9 protein-coding genes and 1 pseudogene are annotated in these 17,371 nt (G+C 77.1%); 7 read left to right on the top strand and 3 right to left on the bottom strand.

The features are described 5' to 3' along the window. Positions 1-113: 113 nt before the first annotated feature. The gene (locus ACHZ99_RS24545; RefSeq protein WP_420306902.1) at positions 114-2,996 is read right to left on the bottom strand and encodes a putative bifunctional diguanylate cyclase/phosphodiesterase; all 2,883 of its coding nucleotides are present in this window, start codon (positions 2,994-2,996) and stop codon (positions 114-116) included. A 314-nt stretch (positions 2,997-3,310) separates the two neighbouring features. Continuing rightward, entirely contained in the window at positions 3,311-4,243 is a 933-nt protein-coding gene (locus ACHZ99_RS24540; RefSeq protein ID WP_420306901.1) for a 2-hydroxyacid dehydrogenase, read from the bottom strand. Between the two features lie 96 nt (positions 4,244-4,339). Here ACHZ99_RS24540 and ACHZ99_RS24535 point away from each other — a divergent pair, with 96 nt between their 5' ends. Together ACHZ99_RS24535 and ACHZ99_RS24530 are read left to right on the top strand one after the other, a co-directional pair. After that, positions 4,340-5,332 carry an aldo/keto reductase gene (locus tag ACHZ99_RS24535; protein WP_420306900.1) on the top strand — a complete coding sequence of 331 codons (993 nt, stop codon included), beginning with the start codon at positions 4,340-4,342 and terminating at the stop codon, positions 5,330-5,332. A 349-nt stretch (positions 5,333-5,681) separates the two neighbouring features. Beyond that, positions 5,682-6,842 (top strand): PQQ-dependent sugar dehydrogenase, encoded by a 1,161-nt coding sequence (locus tag ACHZ99_RS24530; protein WP_420306899.1) that lies wholly within the window; start codon positions 5,682-5,684, stop codon positions 6,840-6,842. 22 nt (positions 6,843-6,864) lie between these two features. Here the strand turns inward: ACHZ99_RS24530 and ACHZ99_RS24525 are convergent, their stop codons facing one another. Then, a complete protein-coding gene (locus tag ACHZ99_RS24525) occupies positions 6,865-9,945 on the bottom strand; it encodes a helix-turn-helix transcriptional regulator (RefSeq protein WP_420306898.1) in 3,081 nt (1,026 codons plus the stop codon). A gap of 211 nt (positions 9,946-10,156) precedes the next feature. On the opposite strand from ACHZ99_RS24525, the gene ACHZ99_RS24520 reads away from it, so the two are divergent. From ACHZ99_RS24520 to ACHZ99_RS24500, 5 genes and pseudogenes are all read left to right on the top strand, one after another. Further along, the gene (locus ACHZ99_RS24520; RefSeq protein WP_420306897.1) at positions 10,157-10,324 is read left to right on the top strand and encodes a hypothetical protein; all 168 of its coding nucleotides are present in this window, start codon (positions 10,157-10,159) and stop codon (positions 10,322-10,324) included. 2 nt (positions 10,325-10,326) lie between these two features. Further along, a complete protein-coding gene (locus ACHZ99_RS24515; protein WP_420306896.1) occupies positions 10,327-13,380 on the top strand; it encodes a helix-turn-helix transcriptional regulator in 3,054 nt (1,017 codons plus the stop codon). 195 nt (positions 13,381-13,575) lie between these two features. Further along, entirely contained in the window at positions 13,576-13,731 is a 156-nt protein-coding gene (locus ACHZ99_RS24510) for a hypothetical protein (RefSeq protein WP_420306895.1), read from the top strand. 262 nt (positions 13,732-13,993) lie between these two features. Continuing rightward, positions 13,994-17,059 carry a helix-turn-helix transcriptional regulator gene (locus tag ACHZ99_RS24505; protein WP_420306894.1) on the top strand — a complete coding sequence of 1,022 codons (3,066 nt, stop codon included), beginning with the start codon at positions 13,994-13,996 and terminating at the stop codon, positions 17,057-17,059. 127 nt (positions 17,060-17,186) lie between these two features. Continuing rightward, positions 17,187-17,303, top strand: a pseudogene (locus ACHZ99_RS24500) (LuxR C-terminal-related transcriptional regulator); the annotation flags it as partial. Between the last annotated feature and the right edge of the window lie 68 nt (positions 17,304-17,371).

The following is a 17,371-nucleotide window of genomic DNA, read 5'->3' as shown; positions in this document are numbered from 1 at the left end:
GTCGGGGGCCGCTTCAGCCGACGCGCTGTCCAAGTACGAGAATTCGGGTGCGCATGGACCTGACCTTGCCCCCGGCCCGCGGGGGGTGTCAAGTTCGTGGGACCCGGGTCTCACTATGTGAGCGCAATGGCCGAGGCGTCCTCCTCCGGCAGCGCGAACGCCCCCAGGGCCAGCGCGTCCCGTACCCGCTCCTCCTCCAGCGGTTCGCAGTAGGCCATGCCCTGCGCGTGCCGGCAGCCCAGCGCGCGCAGCACCTCGGCCTGCTCGGGCAGGTCGACTCCCTCGGCCGCCGAGTCCAGGCCCAGGTCGCCGGCGATGCCGATCATCCCGGCCGCGATGGCGCGCAGCCGGGGCGACTCGGCCAGGCCGTCGACCAGCCCCCGGTCCAGCTTGAGCACGTCCACCGGCAGCCGGCGCAGCGCGGCGATGGCCGCGTGCCCGCTGCCGAAGCCGTCCAGCGCGACGCGTACGCCGAGGTGGCGCAGCGCCACCAGCCGCCGCTCCAGCTCGTCCATGCCGGCCCGGGCGTCGCTGTCGGTGACCTCGACGGTCAGCGCGCCGGGCGGCAGCCCGTGCCGGACCAGCAGGGCCTCCACCAGCTGCGGGGACATGCTCCGGTCGGTGAGCCGGGCGGCCGGCATCCGTACGGTCACGGGGATGCCCAGGCCCGCCTCGTACCGCTCGGCGGCCTGCTCGACCGTCGCCTCCAGCAGCCAGCGCGCCAGCTCCGCGGAGCGGGCCCGGTCCTGCCCGCCGCCGCGCCCGCCGATGTCCGGGGGGCCCTGCATAAACTCGGCCGGCGTGTGCACGATGCCCTGCGCCGAGCGCCAGCGCGGCTGCGCCGAGAGCGCCGCGAGCCGGCCGCTGGACAGCTCCACGACCGGCTGGTGCACGAGGGTGAACTGCCCGTTGTCCAGCGCGGAGCGCAGCCGGTTCGCCAGCTCGATGCGCCGTACCACCTCGGCCTGCATCTGCGGCGCGTACAGCTCGACGCGCGCCTTGCCGGCCTGCTTCGCGCGGTACATCGCCAGGTCGGCGTTGCGCATCAGCTCCGCGGGCGTGCTGCCGGGCTCGGCGAAGGCCACGCCGATGCTGGCCGCGACCCGCACCTCGACGCCGCCGGCGGTGTACGGCTCGGACAGCCGCACCCGCAGCCGGTCGGCGACCTCCCGGGTGCGCCGCTCCCGCCCGGCGCCGTCCGACCGGCTCTCGCCCGCGGCGCCGCCGACGAGCAGCACCGCGAACTCGTCGCCGCCGAGCCGGGCCGCGGAGTCCCCGGAGCGGATCGACTCCTGGAGCCGGCGGCCGGCCTGGATGAGCAGCTCGTCGCCGGCGGCGTGGCCGACGGTGTCGTTGACCGCCTTGAAGCCGTCGAGGTCGATGAAGAGCACGGCCGCGTTCGCGTCCCCGGCCCGCCGGCCGCCGAGCGCGTGCCCGACGCGCTCGGTGAACAGCGCGCGGTTCGGCAGGTCGGTGAGCCTGTCGTGGGAGGCGTTGTGCTGTAGCTGCGCCTGGAGGCGGACGCGCTCGGTGACGTCCCGGGAGTTGAAGATCAGCCCGCTGTGGTGCCGGTTGACCGTCGACTCGACGTTCAGCCAGCCGTCCTCGCCGTACGCGCCGTCGCCGCCCCGGGCGCCGCGGCGGCCCCGGCCGGCCCGGAAGCGGCACTCGATGCGGATCGAGCGCGCCCCGCCGGGCGGCGCGGACAGGAACCGGCGCACCTCGTGCAGCACCCGCCCCAGGTCCTCGGGGTGGATGAGGCCGGCCAGCTCGCAGCCGACCAGCTCCTCCGGATCGGTGCCGTAGACGCCGAGGGCCGCGGGGCTGACGTAGCGCAGGACCCCGGACGGCGCCGCGATCATGATGACGTCGCTCGACCCCTGCACGAGCGACCGGAAGTGGTTCTCCTTCTGGGCGAGTTCCCGGGTGAGGCTGATGTTGTCCAGGAGCATGATCGCCTGGCGGACGACGAGCGCGAGTACCACCGTGCACGCCGTGATCAGCACCACGCGGTCCACGCTGCGGCCGTCCAGCAGGTTGTACAGGATCCCCAGCGTGCACACGCCGGCCGCGAGGTACGGCGCGAGCGCTCCGAGATGCCCGGCGATGGGCCGGGCACGCTCCTCCCGGGCCCGTTCCCCGGTCCCGTCGGCCGCTTTCGCCGCCTCCGCCTTCGCCTCGGCACCCGCGGCCCGGGCCGCCGCGGCGTCCTCGGCCCTGCCGACCCAGGGGGCGTACGCGAGCAGGATCGAGCCGGCGAACCAGCCGGCGTCCAGGAGCTGCCCCGAGCGGTACTGCTCCTGGAGCAGCGGCGAGGTGAACAGCGCGTCGCACAGCACGGTGATCACCAGCGCGCCGATCGCGGTGTTGATGGCGGAGCGGCCCGCGGCGGTGCGCCGGAAGTGCAGCGCCAGCACCATGCTCACCAGCACGATGTCCAGCAGCGGATACGCCAGGGACAGCGCCATGTGCGGCACGGAGTCGCCGTCGCCCGCGGCGTGCGCGAGGGCGAGCGTCCAGGAGATCGTCAGCAGCGAGCCGCCGATGAGCCAGGTGTCCAGGCCCAGGCAGATCCAGCCCGCCCGGCTCACCGGCCGCCGGGCGAGCACCAGCAGGCCGAGGACCGCGGGGGGCGCGAAGAGCAGGAAGAAGAAGTCCGCCAGGGACGCCTCGGGCAGCGGGCGCCGGAGCACGACCTCGTACCAGCCCCAGACCCCGTTCCCCACCCCGGCCATGGCGGACGAGACGCCGAACATGGCCCAGGCGGGCCGGAAGCGGCCCGGGCGGATACGCGCGTAGTACAGACACGAGAAGGCGGCCGCGAACGCCGCCGCGCTCAGCCCGAAGTCCCCCATGATCAGGGCGAGTCGGTCCGAGCCCCAGCCCAGGGCGGCGCCGGTGGCGTAGCCCGCGCAGAGCGTCGCGAGCACCAGCTGGGGTACGAACCCCCCGGGCAACGGCGGCCTGGGCACCACCGCCCCGATCGACGCGGTCACCGCGCCCCCCGGCTGCCGGGAGCCGGGCGCGCCTGCGGACGGGCCGCGGCGCCGGCTCTCAAGGCCGGGAGGCGCGCGGGACTACCGCGCTGCCCGCGGACCGGAAAGGATTTCCACTTGCCGTGCATGTGCCCATCGCCCCCCTCGATATCCGGTTGCGCGGCCGGCGGCTGGCCGGCCGCGTTGACGTCGGGAGCAGTCCCCGCTGCGGACGATACACCAGGTTCGTCACGCAGGGACATACTTCCTCTACGGAGCGTAACTGAAACCGAGAGTTGCGTTTCAACTACGTAGGGTGATAGAGGGGGTGTACGTCAGGCGACGGCGACCACATGCTCCACCGGCTCGCCGGCGGCGAACCTCCGCAGCTGGGAGCGCACGAGCCGCTCGGCGCGCGGCCGGAACGCGGACGTGGGCCCGCCGGTGTGCGGGCTGACGAGCACGCCGGGGGCGTGCCACAGCGGGTGCCCCGGCGGCAGCGGCTCGGGGTCGGTGACGTCGAGCGCGGCCCGCAGCCGGCCCGGCTCCACCTCGTCCAGCAGGGCCTTCGTGTCCACGACCGCCCCGCGGGCGACGTTCACGAGCAGCGCGCCGTCCTTCATCCGGGCCAGGAAACCGGCGTCGACCAGGCCGCGGGTGGCGTCGGTCAGCGGGGTGGTCAGGATCACGACGTCGGCCGCGGGCAGCAACTCCCCCACGTCGGCGAGGGCGTGGACGGGCCCGCGCGGTGAGGTGCGGGGGGAGCGCGCGATGCGTATGACCCGCTCGCACTCGAAGCCGGCGAGCCGGTCCTCCACGGCGCTGCCGATGGCGCCGTAGCCGAGGATCAGCACGGTCTTGTCGGCGAGCGAGGGGTGGAAGCCGGTCCGCCACTCCCCCGCGTCCTGGCGGCGTACGAAGTCCGGGATGCCGCGCAGCGACGCGAGGGTCAGCGCGAGGGCGAGTTCGGCGGTGGACGCCTCGTGCACGCCGCGGGCGTTGCACAGCCGGGCGCCGGGCGGCAGTCCGGGCAGCGCGGGCAGGTAGGCGTCGACGCCGGCGGTGAGGGTCTGGAGCACCTTCAGCGCGCGCATCCGCGGCACCGGATCGCGGGTGATCCGGCGCATGTACGGCACGACGAGGAAGACGCAGTCCGCCGGGTCGGCGGGGAACTCGGGCTGGGCGTCCCAGTGGACGTAGTCCAGCTCCGGCGGCAGGCCGGCGATCTCGTCCGGCGGAATCGGCAGCCACACCTGTCCCTCGCTCATGGTCACGAGAATAGGGCCTGGCGGCCGGGTACCCGCCGGGCCGCCGGACGCGGGCCGTGGAATCCGGTGTCGGCGGCAGGGGCTAGGGTGCCTGGGGTGGAGCGCAGGACGATCGGGGCGGCGGCCCTCGGGGTGGGCGCGGTCGGCCTCGGCTGCATGCCGATGAGCTGGGCGTACAGCGCGTCGCGGCGGCAGGACAAGGAGTCCGTACGGGCCCTGGGCGCGGCGCTCGACGCGGGCGTCAGCCTGCTCGACACCGCCGACATGTACGGGCCGTTCACCAACGAGCTGCTGGTCGGCCGGGTGCTGAAGGAGCGCCGGGCGGACGCGTTCGTCTCCACCAAGGTCGGCCTCCTCGCCGGCGAGCAGCACGTCGTCGCCGACGGCCGCCCCGCGTACGTGAAGCGCGCCTGCGACGCCTCGCTGCGCCGGTTGCAGACCGACGTGATCGACCTGTACCAACTGCACCGCGAGGACCCCGAGGTGCCGGTCGAGGAGACCTGGGGGGCGATGGCGGAGCTGGTGGCGGCGGGGAAGGTGCGCGCGCTGGGGTTCTGCGCGGTCGGCGCGCGGGCGGACCGCCGGGCGGGCGCCGGGATGTACGACGCGACGATCCGCCGGCTGGGCCGCGTGCAGCAGGTCTTCCCGGTCAGCAGCGTGCAGGCGGAGCTGTCGGTGTGGTCGCCGGAGGCGCTGACGGCGCTGCTGCCGTGGTGCGAAGCCCGCCGGGTCGGGTTCCTCGCGGCGATGCCGCTGGGGCACGGGTTCCTCACCGGCACCCTCACCCCCGGGCAGGGCTTCGAGCCGGACGACATACGGGCCCGGCACCCGCGGTTCACCGCCGAGATGATGGCGGCGAACCAGCCGGTGGTCGCCGGGCTGCGGCGGGTCGCCGAGCGGCACGGCGCGACGCCGGCGCAGGCGGCGCTGGCGTGGGTGCTGGCGCAGGGCGCGCACGTGGTGCCGGTGCCGGGCGCGAAGCGCGCGCGGTGGGCGGTGGAGAACGCCGCGGCGGCCCGGCTGCGGCTGACGCCGGCGGACCTGGCGGAGATCGCGGCACTGCCGGCGGCGCAGGGGTCGTGGGAGTAGGGCCGCGGGCGCGGGCCGTACGACGGACGACGCCCGGCCCGCGCCCGTACGCGCGGGAACGCTCCATGCGGTGTACGCACGGTTTTGAATCCTCCCCCAGCTGAAGCAAGGGGATTCCTGGCTCACGCTGCCTGTCGGGTCGGCGACCCGACGGGTCTTCCACGATCAGCACCAGCCGGGTTGAAACCAGCCCGGTTTGATACGGCAAAGCCCTTGGACTTGCATGTACTGTCTTGGTTCTCGATCAGCACGCGCGGGAAACCTGGTTCTCGCAACCCACGTTCAGGACGCTACCAGACGCCGATTCGCCCTGGCGCCGCATCGGCTACTCCTGAGGAGGACCGCCCCCGTGAGAGCCCGCGCCGTCACTGCCGTGACCGCCGCACTCCTGCTCACCGCCGGCTGCTCGTCGGAGGACCACGACGGCGGCGGGACGGCGGACTCCCCGTCGTCCTCCGCCGCCGCGTCCGGCACCGGCGGCTCCGCCGGCGAAGGTTCGCCGGCGGAGGAGCCGCCGCCGGACAAGGGCAGCGCGAAGGTCGCCGCCACCGTCGCCGAGGGGCTCCGGACCCCGTGGGGCCTGGTCGAACTGCCCGGCGGCGACCTGCTGGTCGGCTCCCGCGACTCCGGTGTCGTCCACCACGTCGCCGCGGACGGCGGGAAGGTCACCGAGGCCGGCCAGGTGCCCGGCGTGCAGAGCCGCCCGGGCAACGAGGGCGGGCTGCTGGGGCTCGCGCTGGGCCCGGACGAGATGGTCTACGCCTACGTCACCTCCGCGAGCGACAACCGCATCGTGCGCATGACGTACGACGGGACCGAGCCGGAGGGCAACCGGCTGGGCGCGCCGGACACCGTCTTCCGCGGCATCCCCAAGGGCGGCCGGCACAACGGCGGCCGGATCGCGTTCGGCCCGGACAAGATGCTCTACGTCGGCACCGGGGAGGCCGGCGATCCGGAGCTGGCGCAGGACGAGGAGTCGCTGGGCGGCAAGATCCTGCGGATGACGCCGGACGGCGAGCCGGCGCGCGGCAACCCGGACGCGGGGTCGGTGGTGTACTCGTACGGCCACCGCAACGTGCAGGGGCTGGCCTGGGACGACGAGAAGCGGCTGTGGGCCGCGGAGTTCGGCGACCAGGAGTGGGACGAGCTGAACCTGATCGAGCCGGGTGAGAACTACGGCTGGCCGGAGGCGGAGGGCAAGGAGAACCTGGCCGGGATGGTCGACCCCGTGGTGCAGTGGGCCACGCCGGACGCCTCGCCGAGCGGGATCGCGTACGCGGACGGGTCGGTCTGGATGGCGTCGCTGCGCGGCGAGCGGCTGTGGCGGATCCCGCTGGACAGTACGGAGGCGTCGGCGGACCCGGAGGCGTTCCTCGACGGCGAGTACGGGCGGCTGCGTACCGTGCTGCGGGCGTCGGACGGGGATCTGCTGCTGGTCACCAACGAGACGGACCTGCGCGGCACGCCGGAGGAGGGCGACGACCGGATCCTGCGGCTGGAGGTGAGCTGAGGCGCGGGCCGGGGGACGGCCCTCAGCCGCCCTCGAACAGCCGCAGCCGGTGCGCCACCGCCGCCGCCTCGCCGCGCGCCGCCACCCCCAGCTTCGCCAGGATGTGGGACACGTGCACGCTCGCCGTCTTCGGCGAGATGAACAGCTCCTCCGCGATCTGCCGGTTGCTCCGCCCGGCCGCCACCAGCCGCAGCACGTCCGCCTCCCGGGTCGTCAGCCCCAGCGCCCGGGCCGGGTCCGCCGGCTCCGGCGCCGGCGCGGCGCCGGGGGTGAGCGCGATCCCGGCGCGGGCCGCCAGCGCCTCGGCGTCGCCGGCCAGCACCGCCGCGCCGAGTGCCGTCGCGGCGTCGTACGCGCGCCGCAGCGCCGCCGCCGCGCCGTCCCGCGCCGCGCCCGCGCCCCCCGGGCCTCCCGCGCTCCCCGGGCCCGCGCCGCCCGCCAGCGCCGACTCCGCCCACCGGTACCGCGTCACCGCCAGCTCGTACGGCCACTCCAGGCCCGCCCACGCCGCCTCCGCCTCCGCCCAGCGCGCCGTCGCGTCCCGGCCCTCCGCCGCCAGCAGCTCCGCCTCCGTCATCAGCGCCTGCGCCTCCCACGGCGGCGCGAACCGCGGCAGGGTGCGCATCGCCGCGCGGATCGCGGCCACCGCCGCCGGCCGCCCCGCCTCCGCCGCGGGCAGCCCGCGCAGCCGGGCCTCGGCGGCGGCCGCCGCGTACAGCAGCGGCCAGGCGTAGCGCTGCATGCCCAGCGGCAGCCCGTCGCCGACCGCCTGTGCGAACGCGGCGCGCGCGTCGGCGACCCGCCCCTCGGCGGCGGCCAGCCGGATCGTCATCCCGGCCCGCGGCAGCTCGCACTGCGGCTGCCGGTCGTGGCCGAACTCCGCGCGGGCCGCGGCGAGTTCCGTGCGCACCCCGGCGTGGTCCCCGCGCTCCAGCGCCAGCAGCGCCCGGTCCAGCAGCGCGCTGCCGCGCAGCTGCGTGGTGCGCGCGGTGCGGAACTGCGCGTCCATCGCCTCCTCCGCCTCGGCCCAGCGGCCCAGCGACAGCAGCGCGTTGGCGCGGTTGCCGTGGCTGAGCGAGAGGTACGTGGCCAGGCCGGAGTCGGCGAGCACCGCGACCGCCTCCTCCGCCGCCGCCACCGACTCCGCCGACCTGCCGACGCCTTCGAGGGCCGAGGGCAGGTTCGCGTACGCCCGGGCCGCGGCCACCACCAGCCCGTCGGCCACCGCCCGGTCCCGTACCGCGTAGAGCTCCGCGATGCCGCCCTCGACGTCGCCGGAGTCGACCATCATCCAGGCGCGCGGGATGCGCACGGTCAGCTCGGTCTCGTCGGCGCCGACCAGCCGGGCCAGCTGCACGGCGCGCTCCGCCGCCTCGATGGCGTCGCCGCCCGGGGTGTGCACCGCCTCCCAGTTGGCGACCTCGGCGAGCACCTGCGCGTGCACCGGCGACGGCGGCAGACCGCGGACCAGCTCCTGCGCCCGCGCCAGCTCCGCCCGGCCGTCGCCGCGGCCGAGGCCCTGCACGCAGCGGGCGCGCTCGACGCGGAACCACGCGGCGCGCAGCGGCGCGCCGGGGCCGAGCAGCCGCAGCGCCCGGTCCGCGAGCGTGAGGGCCCGGCCGAACGCGGACGCCAGCCGGGCCGCGAACACCGTCTCGGCCAGCAGGTCGGCGAACTCGGGCGCGTCGGCCGGCGGGTAGGCGCCGCCGGAGCGCGGCACGGTACAGGACTCGGGCGGCGCCTCGTCCCACAGCGCCACCGCCCGCTCCAGGAGCCCGAGCTGGTCGGCGAAGGCGTGCCGGGCGCGGGCGTCGGCGGCGGCGGCCAGCACGGCGGGCAGGGCGCGGGCGGCGTCGCCGCTCTGGTACCAGTAGCCGGCCAGCCGCGCGGGGCGCTCGTCGGCCCGTACGAGGCCGGGGGCGGCCTCCAGCGCCTCGGCGAAGCGGCGGCTGAGGCGGGCGCGTTCGCCGGGCAGCAGGTCGTCGGAGACGGCCTCGCGCATGAGGGCGTGCCGGAAGCGGTACGCGTCCGCCCGCTCGTCGGCGGGCAGCAGCACGCCGGCGCCGATGGCGGTGCGCAGCGCGTCGAACAGTTCGTCCTCGCCCAGCCCGGAGACGGCGGCGAGCAGCGCGTCCTCGACGCGGTCGCCGCCGACCGCGGCCAGCGCGACGACCCGGCGGGCGGGGGCGGGCAGCGCCTCGGTCCGTACGAGCAGCAGGTCGCGCAGCGACTCGCCGAGCCCGCCGGGCGGCCGGGCGCCGGGCCCGCCGCCGAGGCCGGCGGCCAGCTCCTCGACGAAGAAGGCGTTGCCGTCCGAGCGCCCGTACACCTGGGCCACCAGCTCCTCCGGCGGCGGCCCGCCGCGCAGCCCGGCGAGCTGGCTGCGTACCTCGTCGCGGCTGAAGCGGGCCAGCTCGAAGCGGCGGACGCCGCGCAGCCGGTCCAGCTCGGCGAGGGAGGGGCGCAGCGGGTGGCGGCGGTGCAGGTCGTCGGAGCGGTAGGTGGCGACGATCAGCAGCCGGGCGGCCTGGACGGAGCGCAGCAGGTAGCCGAGGAGCTCGCGGGTGGAGTGGTCGGCCCAGTGCAGGTCCTCGACGACCAGCACGAGCACCTGGTCGGCGGCCAGCTTCTCCAGCATCCGGGCGGCCAGCTCGTACAGCCGGGCCCGCGCGGTCTCGCCCTGCGCGGCGGCCGGCAGGTCGGGGATGGGCCCCAGCTCGGGCAGCAGCCGGGCCAGCTCGCCCTGCTGCCCGCCGACGGCGTCGTCCAGCCGGTCGCCGAGGCGGCGGCGCAGGGCGCGCAGCGCGGTGGAGAAGGGCGCGAAGGGCAGGCCGTCGGCGCCGGACTCGATGCAGTTGCCGACGGCGGTCACCGCCCCGGCGGCCTCGGCGCCCGCCAGGAACTCCTCGACCAGCCGGGACTTGCCGACGCCCGCCTCGCCGCCGACGAGCACGGCGCCCGGCTCGCCGGCCGCGGCCCGCTCGTACGCCTCCGTCAGCGCGCCCAGCTCCGCGGCGCGGCCGACGAAGACCCGCGCGCCGGGGCGGCTGCCGGGGGCGCCGGACGGCTCCGGGGGTTCCAGGGACTCCACGGGACCGAGCATCGCACGTCACGCGCCCGCACGGCCCGGGGGGAATGCGGGGGCCTTAGGCGCCGCGGCCCGGCCGCGGCGGGCGTCTAAGGCACCTCGTACCCGGAGATGGGGAAGTCGCCCGATGTGCCGCACCCCCCTGGGGGACGAGTCTTGAGGCACCGGGAGAACACGGCACGAAAGCCGACCCGCACGACCCACACGACCCGCAGGGGAGCCGACGATGTACGACCACGAGATCCACCGGGCCCGCTCCGCCGAGCTGCGCCGCAGCGCCGCCGAGTACCGGACCGCCCGCGCCGCCACCGCCGCCCGCCGGGCGCGCCGGCGCGGCGACGCCGACGAGGGCGGCGCCGCCACCCGCCGCGGGAACTGGGTGAAGGCCGCCTGACGATGACGGCCCCGCCCGCACCTGTCGCCGGGGCGGAGGCGCATGACATCCTCGGCGGCGTGGAAGCCGTCCGCCTCAGCCCCGTCCTCGCAGGCCGCACGGAAGAACTGAAGACACTCGACACCGCGCTGGCCCGCGCCCGCGCGGGAGAGCCGCAGGCGCTGGTGGTGGCCGGCGAGGCCGGGGTCGGCAAGACCCGGCTGGTCGAGGAGTTCCTCGCCGCCGCCCGCGCGGCGGGCGCGGTGACCGCGGCCGGCGGCTGCGTGGAGCTGGGCGCGGACGGGCTGCCGTTCGCCCCGTTCACCACCGCCCTGCGGGCGCTGAAGCGGGAGCTGGGCGACGACGCCCTCTCCGCCGCCGTCGCCGGCCGCGAGGACGAGCTGTCGCGGCTGCTGCCCGACGCCTCGTACGCGCCCCCCGACGGCGCCCCGCCGCACGAGCGCGACGGGCGCACCCGGCTCTTCGAGCTGACCGCGCAGGGCCTGGAGCGGCTGGCCGCCGACCGCGCCGTCGTGCTCGCCCTGGAGGACCTGCACTGGTCCGACCGCTCCACCCGCGAGCTGCTCTCCTACCTCTTCCGCACCCTCCAGGCCACCCGGCTCGTGCTGCTGGCCACGTACCGCTCCGACGACATCCACCGCCGCCACCCCCTGCGCCCCTTCCTCGCCGAGCTGGACCGGCTGCGCTCCGTGCGCCGCGTCGAGCTGGCCCCCCTCAGCCGCGGCGAGGTCGCCGCCCAGCTCACCGGCATCCACGGCGTCGCACCGGCCCCCGCGCACGCCGACGACATCTTCCGGCGCAGCGAGGGCAACCCGTTCTTCGTCGAGGAGCTGTCGGCCAACCCCGACTGCAGCATCAGCCAGTCCCTGCGCGACCTGCTGCTCGTCCGCGTCGAGCGGCTGCCCGAGCCCACGCAGCGGGTGGTGCGGGTCGCCGCCGAGGCCGGCGGCCACGCCGAGCACGCGCTGCTCGCCACGGTCACCGGCGCCGGCGAGGACGCCCTGGAGGAGTCGCTGCGCGCGGCCGTCTCCGGCAACGTGCTCGTCCCCGACGAGGACGGCGAGTCGTACCGCTTCCGGCACGCCCTGCTGCGCGAGGCGGTCCGCGACGACCTGCTGCCCGGCGAGCGCTCCCGGCTCAACCGCCGCTACGCCGAGGTGCTCCAGGCCGACCCGGCGCTCGTCCGGGCCGAGCAGCGGCTCACCCGCATCGCCCGGCACTGGCACCACGGCCGGGACCGGGCGCGGGCGCTGCCCGCGGTGCTGGCGGCGGCCGTGGAGGCGCGCTGCCGGCACGCGTTCGCGGAGCAGTACGAGCTGCTGAAGCGGGCGATGGAACTGTGGGACGACGTGCCGCCCGAGGTCCGCGCCGGCCTGCGGCCCGCCGACCGCATCGAGGACTACGAGACCGGCTACGTCGCGGGCCCCGGGGACGCCCCGCTCACCGAGCTGGACCTGCTCGCCGAGACGATCGTCGCCGCCCGGCTCGCGGACGAGCGGGAACGGGCCCTCGCGCTGACCCGGCGCGCGCTGGAGGCCGTCGACGAGACCGCCGAGCCGCTGCGCGCGGCCTGGCTGTGGGTGCAGCGGCACTGGCTGGTGGAGGACCTCGCACGCGGCGACGGCCGCGCCGAACTCGACCACGCGCTGCGGCTGGTGTCCGGCCTGCCGCCGTCGCGGGTGCCGGCGCTGGTGCTGGCCTGCGCCGCCGCCTGGGAGATGCTGCACCGCCCGGGCCGCCCCGAGGGCCTGGCGGCGGCCGAGCTGGCGGTACGTACCGCCGCCGCGGCCGGCGCGGAGAACCTGGAGCTGAACGCCCGCGTCGCCTACGGGGTCCACCTGGAGGACTCCGGCCAGGAGCAGCGCGGGCTCGACGTGCTGCGCGAGACCCGCGACCGGGCCCGGCGCGGCGGCGACTACACGGCGGCGGCCCGGGCGGAGCTGAACCTGTCCGCGGCCCTGGAGAACCTGGGCCGCTCGGCGGAGGCGGCGGAGGTCGCGGCGGACGCGGCGCGGGCGGCGGCGAGCCGGGGGCGGCGCGACAAGGTGGCGTTCTCGCTCGGCAACCAGATGGACTCCCTGGTGGCGATGGGCCGCTGGGACGAGGCGGAGCGCATCGCCGACCTGGCGGAGCGGGACGCGGTCGTGGCCCTCACGTACGGCAACCTGATGCAGGCCCGGGCCCGGCTGGCGCTGTTCCGCGGCGACGTCACGCGCGCGGAGGCGCTGCTGGCCACGGCGCGGGACCGGCTCGGACCGCAGCGGACGCAGCCGCAGATGGCGATCCCGCTGAGCACGCTGACGGCCGGGGTCGCGGCGGCGCGCGGCGACCTGACGGGCGCCCGCGAGGAGGCCGCCCGCACGATCGACGCCGGGCTGGCACCGGGCGTGCACCGGTACGCGTGGCTGCTGCTTCAGGTGGCGGCGGAGGCCGAGGGCGACGGGCGGCGGACGCCGGCGTTCGCCCGCGGCGGCGCGGCGGCGCTGGCGCGGATCCGCGGCGCGGCGGCGGAGCTGTCCCGCTCGGCGCCGGTGTGGGCGGCGCACGCGCTGTTCCTCGACGCGCAGCTGGCCCGCGCCGGCGGCGACCCCGACCCGCTGCCGTGGGCCGCGGCGGCGGCCGCGTTCGAGCCGCTGGACCGGCCGTACGAACTGGCCCGCGTCCGGCACCGCTGGGCGGAGGCCCTGCTGACCTGCGGCGACCGCGACCGCGCGGCGGGCCTGCTCGCCGATGCCCACGCGACGGCCGCCGCCCTCGGCGCCGTCCCCCTCCGCACGGCGGTCACCGCCCTCGCCTCCCGCGCCCGCGTGCCGCTGGGCGGCCCGGGCCCGGCACCGGCGGACCCGGTCCGGGCGCTGGGGCTGACGTCGCGGGAGCAGGAGGTGCTGAAGCTGGTGACGGCGGGCCGGAGCAACCGGCAGATCGCCGAGGAGCTGTTCATCTCGCCGAAGACGGCGAGCGTGCACGTGTCCAACCTGATGGCCAAACTGGGCGTCTCCGGCCGCGGCGAAGCAGCCGCGACGGCCCACCGCCTGCACCTCTTCGAGGACGCCTAAGTACACCCGCGCGGTTCGCAGGCACGTCTAAGGCCCCCGCCCCGGGGGCCTTAGACGCGTACAGGCGCGTAGGGGCCCCGGGTAAGGCGGCGGGCGGCCGGAGATGCGGAAGTCTCCCGATGTGGCGGACCCCCCTGGGCCGCGAAGCTGGAGTCACGAAAGCAGGAGAGCAGCCGAAACACCGGGGAGAACAAGATGTTCGCGTACCAGATGCACGAGACCCGCTCCGCCGACCTGCGCCGCGAGGCGGCCGCGTACCGGCTCGCCCGCGAGGCGGCCACCGCCCGCCGGGAGCAGCGCCGCGAGGCCCGCCGGGCGCGCGTGCTGTCCCGCTGGGTCAAGGCCGCGTGAGGTGACGGGCCGTGCGACGGATCAGAGTGCGGGCCAGGCCGCGGGATCGCGAGACCCCGCCCCTGGACCTGCGGACACCGGGCGGCCGGCCGCTGCCGTACTGAGCGGCCGCCGCCCCGACCGAACGCCGGCCCCCCGGGGGCCGGAACCGGAGAGCGCCCACCCGCGCAGCGCGGGTCGGGCGCTCTCGTCGTCCGCACCCGCTCCCGACGCCCCCGGCCGCGCGCCGCGGAGGGCTGCCCTCCCGCCGTACCCCTGTGCGATGCTCTCACCTGTGACGATCACCTGCGTGAGCCCCGTGCTCGTCGGCCGGGCCGACGAGCTGCGCGCCCTCGGCGCCGCGCTGGACCGGGCCGGTGCCGGCGTGCCGCAGGCGGTGCTGGTCGGCGGCGAGGCCGGGGTGGGCAAGACCCGGCTGCTGGAGGAGTTCGCCGCCCGCGCCGAGCGGGCCGGCGCCGTGGTCGCGGTCGGCGGCTGTCTGGAGCTGGGCGCCGAGGGGCTGCCGTTCGCGCCGTTCGCCACCGCGCTGCGCGCGCTGCACCGCGCGCTCGGCGACGAGCTGGCGCGGGCCGCCCGCGGGGGCGAGGCCGAGCTGGCCCGGCTGCTGCCCGAGCTGGCCGGGCCCGGCGGCGTGGACGAGCCGGGCGACCGGCACGACGCCGGCGCCAAGGCCCGGCTCTTCGAGCACGCCGCCCGGCTGCTGGAGCGGCTGGCCGCGGAGCGGACGGTGGTGCTGGCGCTGGAGGACCTGCACTGGTCCGACCGCTCCACCCGCGAGCTGCTCGGCTATCTGATCCGGTCCGTGCAGGGCGCCCGCGTCGTGCTGCTGGGCTCGTACCGCTCGGACGACATCCACCGCCGCCACCCGCTGCGCCCCTTCCTCGCCGAGCTGGAGCGGCTGCGCACGGTGCAGCGGGTGGAGCTGGCGCGCTTCACCCGGCAGGAGGTGATCGGCCAGATCACCGCGATCCAGGGGGCCGGCCCGCTGCCGCACCTGGTGGACACGATCTTCCAGCGTTCGGACGGCAACCCGTTCTTCGTCGAGGAGCTGACGGCCCTGCTGGACTGCGGCGGCTCGCCGGACGCGCTGTCGGACTCGCTGCGCGACCTGCTGCTCGTACGGGTCGAGACGCTGCCGGAGGCGACGCAGCGGGTGCTGCGGACCGCCGCGGAGGCCGGCTCGACCGTGGAGTTCGGGCTGCTGCTCGCCGTGTCGGGGCAGGGCGAGGAGGAGCTGATCGAGGCGCTGCGGCCGGCGGTCGACGCCGGCATCCTGATGCCCGCCGCGGAGGGGCCGGGCGCCGACAGCTACCGCTTCCGGCACGCCCTGCTGCGCGAGGCCACCGGCGACGACCTGCTGCCCGGCGAGCGCTCCCGGCTCCACCGCCGCTACGCCGAGGCGCTGGCGGCCGACCCCGCGCTGGTCCGCCCGGAGGAGCACGCCGCCCGGCTCGCCAGCCACTGGTACCACGCCCGGGACGCCGCCCGGGCGCTGCCCGCCGCGCTCCGGGCGGCCGCGGAGGCGGGCACGCGGCACGCCTTCGCCGAGCAGCTGGCGCTGCTGCGGCGGGCCATCGAGCTGTGGGACGAGGTGCCGGAGGAGCAGCCGCGCGAGCTGCCGGCCGCGCGCTACGCCGAGTCGTATCCGCTGTGCGGCTGCGCCGACCGCCCCCACCTGCACTTTCTTGATCTGCTCGCCGAGGCCGTGGTCGCGGCCCGGCTGGACGACGCGCACGAGCAGGCGCGGGCGCTGACCCGCCGGGCGCTGGAGCTGCTGGACGAGGCGGCGGAGCCGGAGCGGGCGGCGTGGTTCTGGCTGGAGCGGCAGTGGCAGGTCGTGAGCAGCGGCGGCGGCGACGGCTGGACGGAGCTGGGCCGGGCGCAGGAGCTGGTCGCGGGGCGGCCGCCGTCGCCGGTGAAGGCGGACGTGCTGGCGACCGCCGCGCTGTGGAAGATGCTGCACAGCCCGGACCCGGAGAGCATCCCGCTGGCGGAGAGCGCGGTGGAGCAGGCCCGGCTGGTCGGCGCGACGGAGGTGGAGCTGCACGCGCGGATCACGCTGGCCACGCTCCGCACCCACGCGGCCGACGTCGACCGCGGCATCGCCGAGCTGTACGAGCTGCGCGACGCCGCCGACCGCTGCGGCGCCCCGACCGTGATCGGCCGGGCGCACAACAACCTGGCGTCCGTGCTGGAGATGACCGGCCGGTCCCGCGCGGCCATCGAGGCGGCGCGGACGGGCCTCGCGGCGGCCCGGCGGCAGGGACTCCGCGACTCGGTCGCCTTCATCGGGTGCAACATGGTCGACGCGATGATGTCCGTCGGCGAGTGGGACGCCGCCGAGCGCGAGCTGGCCGGGCTGCGGTCGTACGGGGCGCAGGCCCGTACCCGCGCGTTCGCCGCGCTGGCCGCCGCCTGGCTGGCGCTGTTCCGCGGCGACCTGGACCGGGCCGGGGAACTGCTCGCGGTGGCGCGCGAGGAGGGCGGCGCGAGCGTCACGGAGCCGCAGGGCAGCTTCCGGATGGTGCAGATCGAGGCGCGGATCCTGATGGAGCGCGGGCGGTACGGGCAGGCGCGGGCGGTGCTCGCGGAGGGGCTGGCGGAGCTGCCGGAGCTGGGGCACGAGTCGTACCTGTGGCAGCTGCTGGTCTCGGCCGCGGCGGCGGAGGGCGACGTGCGCGGGCTGCCGGGGGCGGCCGAGGGGCGCGCGGAGCTGCTGGACCGGCTGGAGCGGGCGGCGGGGCGGGTGGACACGCCGACGCCGGTGTGGGCGGCGTGGCAGCGGTACTTCGCCGCGGAGCTGGCCCGGGCGCGCGGCGGGTCGGACCCGGCGCCGTGGGAGGCGGCGGCGTCGGCGCTGGAGCCGCTGGAGCGGCCGCACGAGCTGGCCTGGGTGCGGTACCGGTGGGCGGAGGCGCTGCTCGCCGGCGGTGCGGGGGCGTCCGTACGGGAGCGGGCGGCGGAGCTGCTCGCGCAGGCGCACGCGGTGGCGGACGCGCTGGGCGCCGTGCCGCTGCGCGACGGCGTGGCGCGGCTGGCGGCGCGCGCCAGGATCCCGCTCCCCGGACCCGGCGAGGCCGCGGCCGCGGCCGGGGCGGCGGCGCCGCCCGCGGACCCGGTGGAGTCGCTGGGGCTGACGGCCCGGGAGACGGACGTGCTGCGGCTGGTGGCGGCGGGGCGCACCAACCGGCAGATCGCCGAGGAGCTGTTCATCGCGCCGAAGACGGCGAGCGTGCACGTGTCGAACATCCTGGCGAAGCTGGGGGTGGGGGCGCGGGGTGAGGCGGCGGCGGTGGCGCACCGGCTGCGGCTCTTCGAGGGCGGGTAAGGCGGAGGGCGCGGGCCCCCGGGGAGTGCGGCCCTGACGTGCTGCGGCAGGTGGCGGCGGGGCGCACCAACCGGCAGATCGCCGAGGAGCCCGGGGGTCCGGGGGTGTCCCCCCGGGAAGACGCAGCATCGCGCCGAAGACGGCAAGCGTGCACGTGTCGAACCTGATGGCCAAGCTGGGGGTGTCGAGCCGGGGCGAGGCGGCGGCGGTCGCCCACCGGCTGCGGCTCTTCGAAAGCGCCTGAGGCGGGCCCGTACGTGCCCGGCGGGCGCCCCGCGCCGGGGCGTACGCCCGGGTCGGCACCCGGGGCCG

Source organism: Streptomyces sp. MAR4 CNX-425, from assembly GCF_048656465.1.
Lineage (GTDB): Bacteria > Actinomycetota > Actinomycetes > Streptomycetales > Streptomycetaceae > Streptomyces.
Note: the sequence above shows the minus strand (reverse complement) of the source record. Positions and strands in the feature narration are given on the sequence as shown.

Coding starts and splice junctions, on each gene's coding strand:
- ACHZ99_RS24540 (WP_420306901.1), bottom strand. CDS start 4,243: ATGAGCGAGGGACAGGTGTGGCTGCCGATTCCGCCGGACGAGATCGCC.
- ACHZ99_RS24525 (WP_420306898.1), bottom strand. CDS start 9,945: ATGCTCGGTCCCGTGGAGTCCCTGGAACCCCCGGAGCCGTCCGGCGCC.
- ACHZ99_RS24520 (WP_420306897.1), top strand. CDS start 10,157: ATGTACGACCACGAGATCCACCGGGCCCGCTCCGCCGAGCTGCGCCGC.
- ACHZ99_RS24515 (WP_420306896.1), top strand. CDS start 10,327: ATGACGGCCCCGCCCGCACCTGTCGCCGGGGCGGAGGCGCATGACATC.
- ACHZ99_RS24510 (WP_420306895.1), top strand. CDS start 13,576: ATGTTCGCGTACCAGATGCACGAGACCCGCTCCGCCGACCTGCGCCGC.
- ACHZ99_RS24505 (WP_420306894.1), top strand. CDS start 13,994: ATGCTCTCACCTGTGACGATCACCTGCGTGAGCCCCGTGCTCGTCGGC.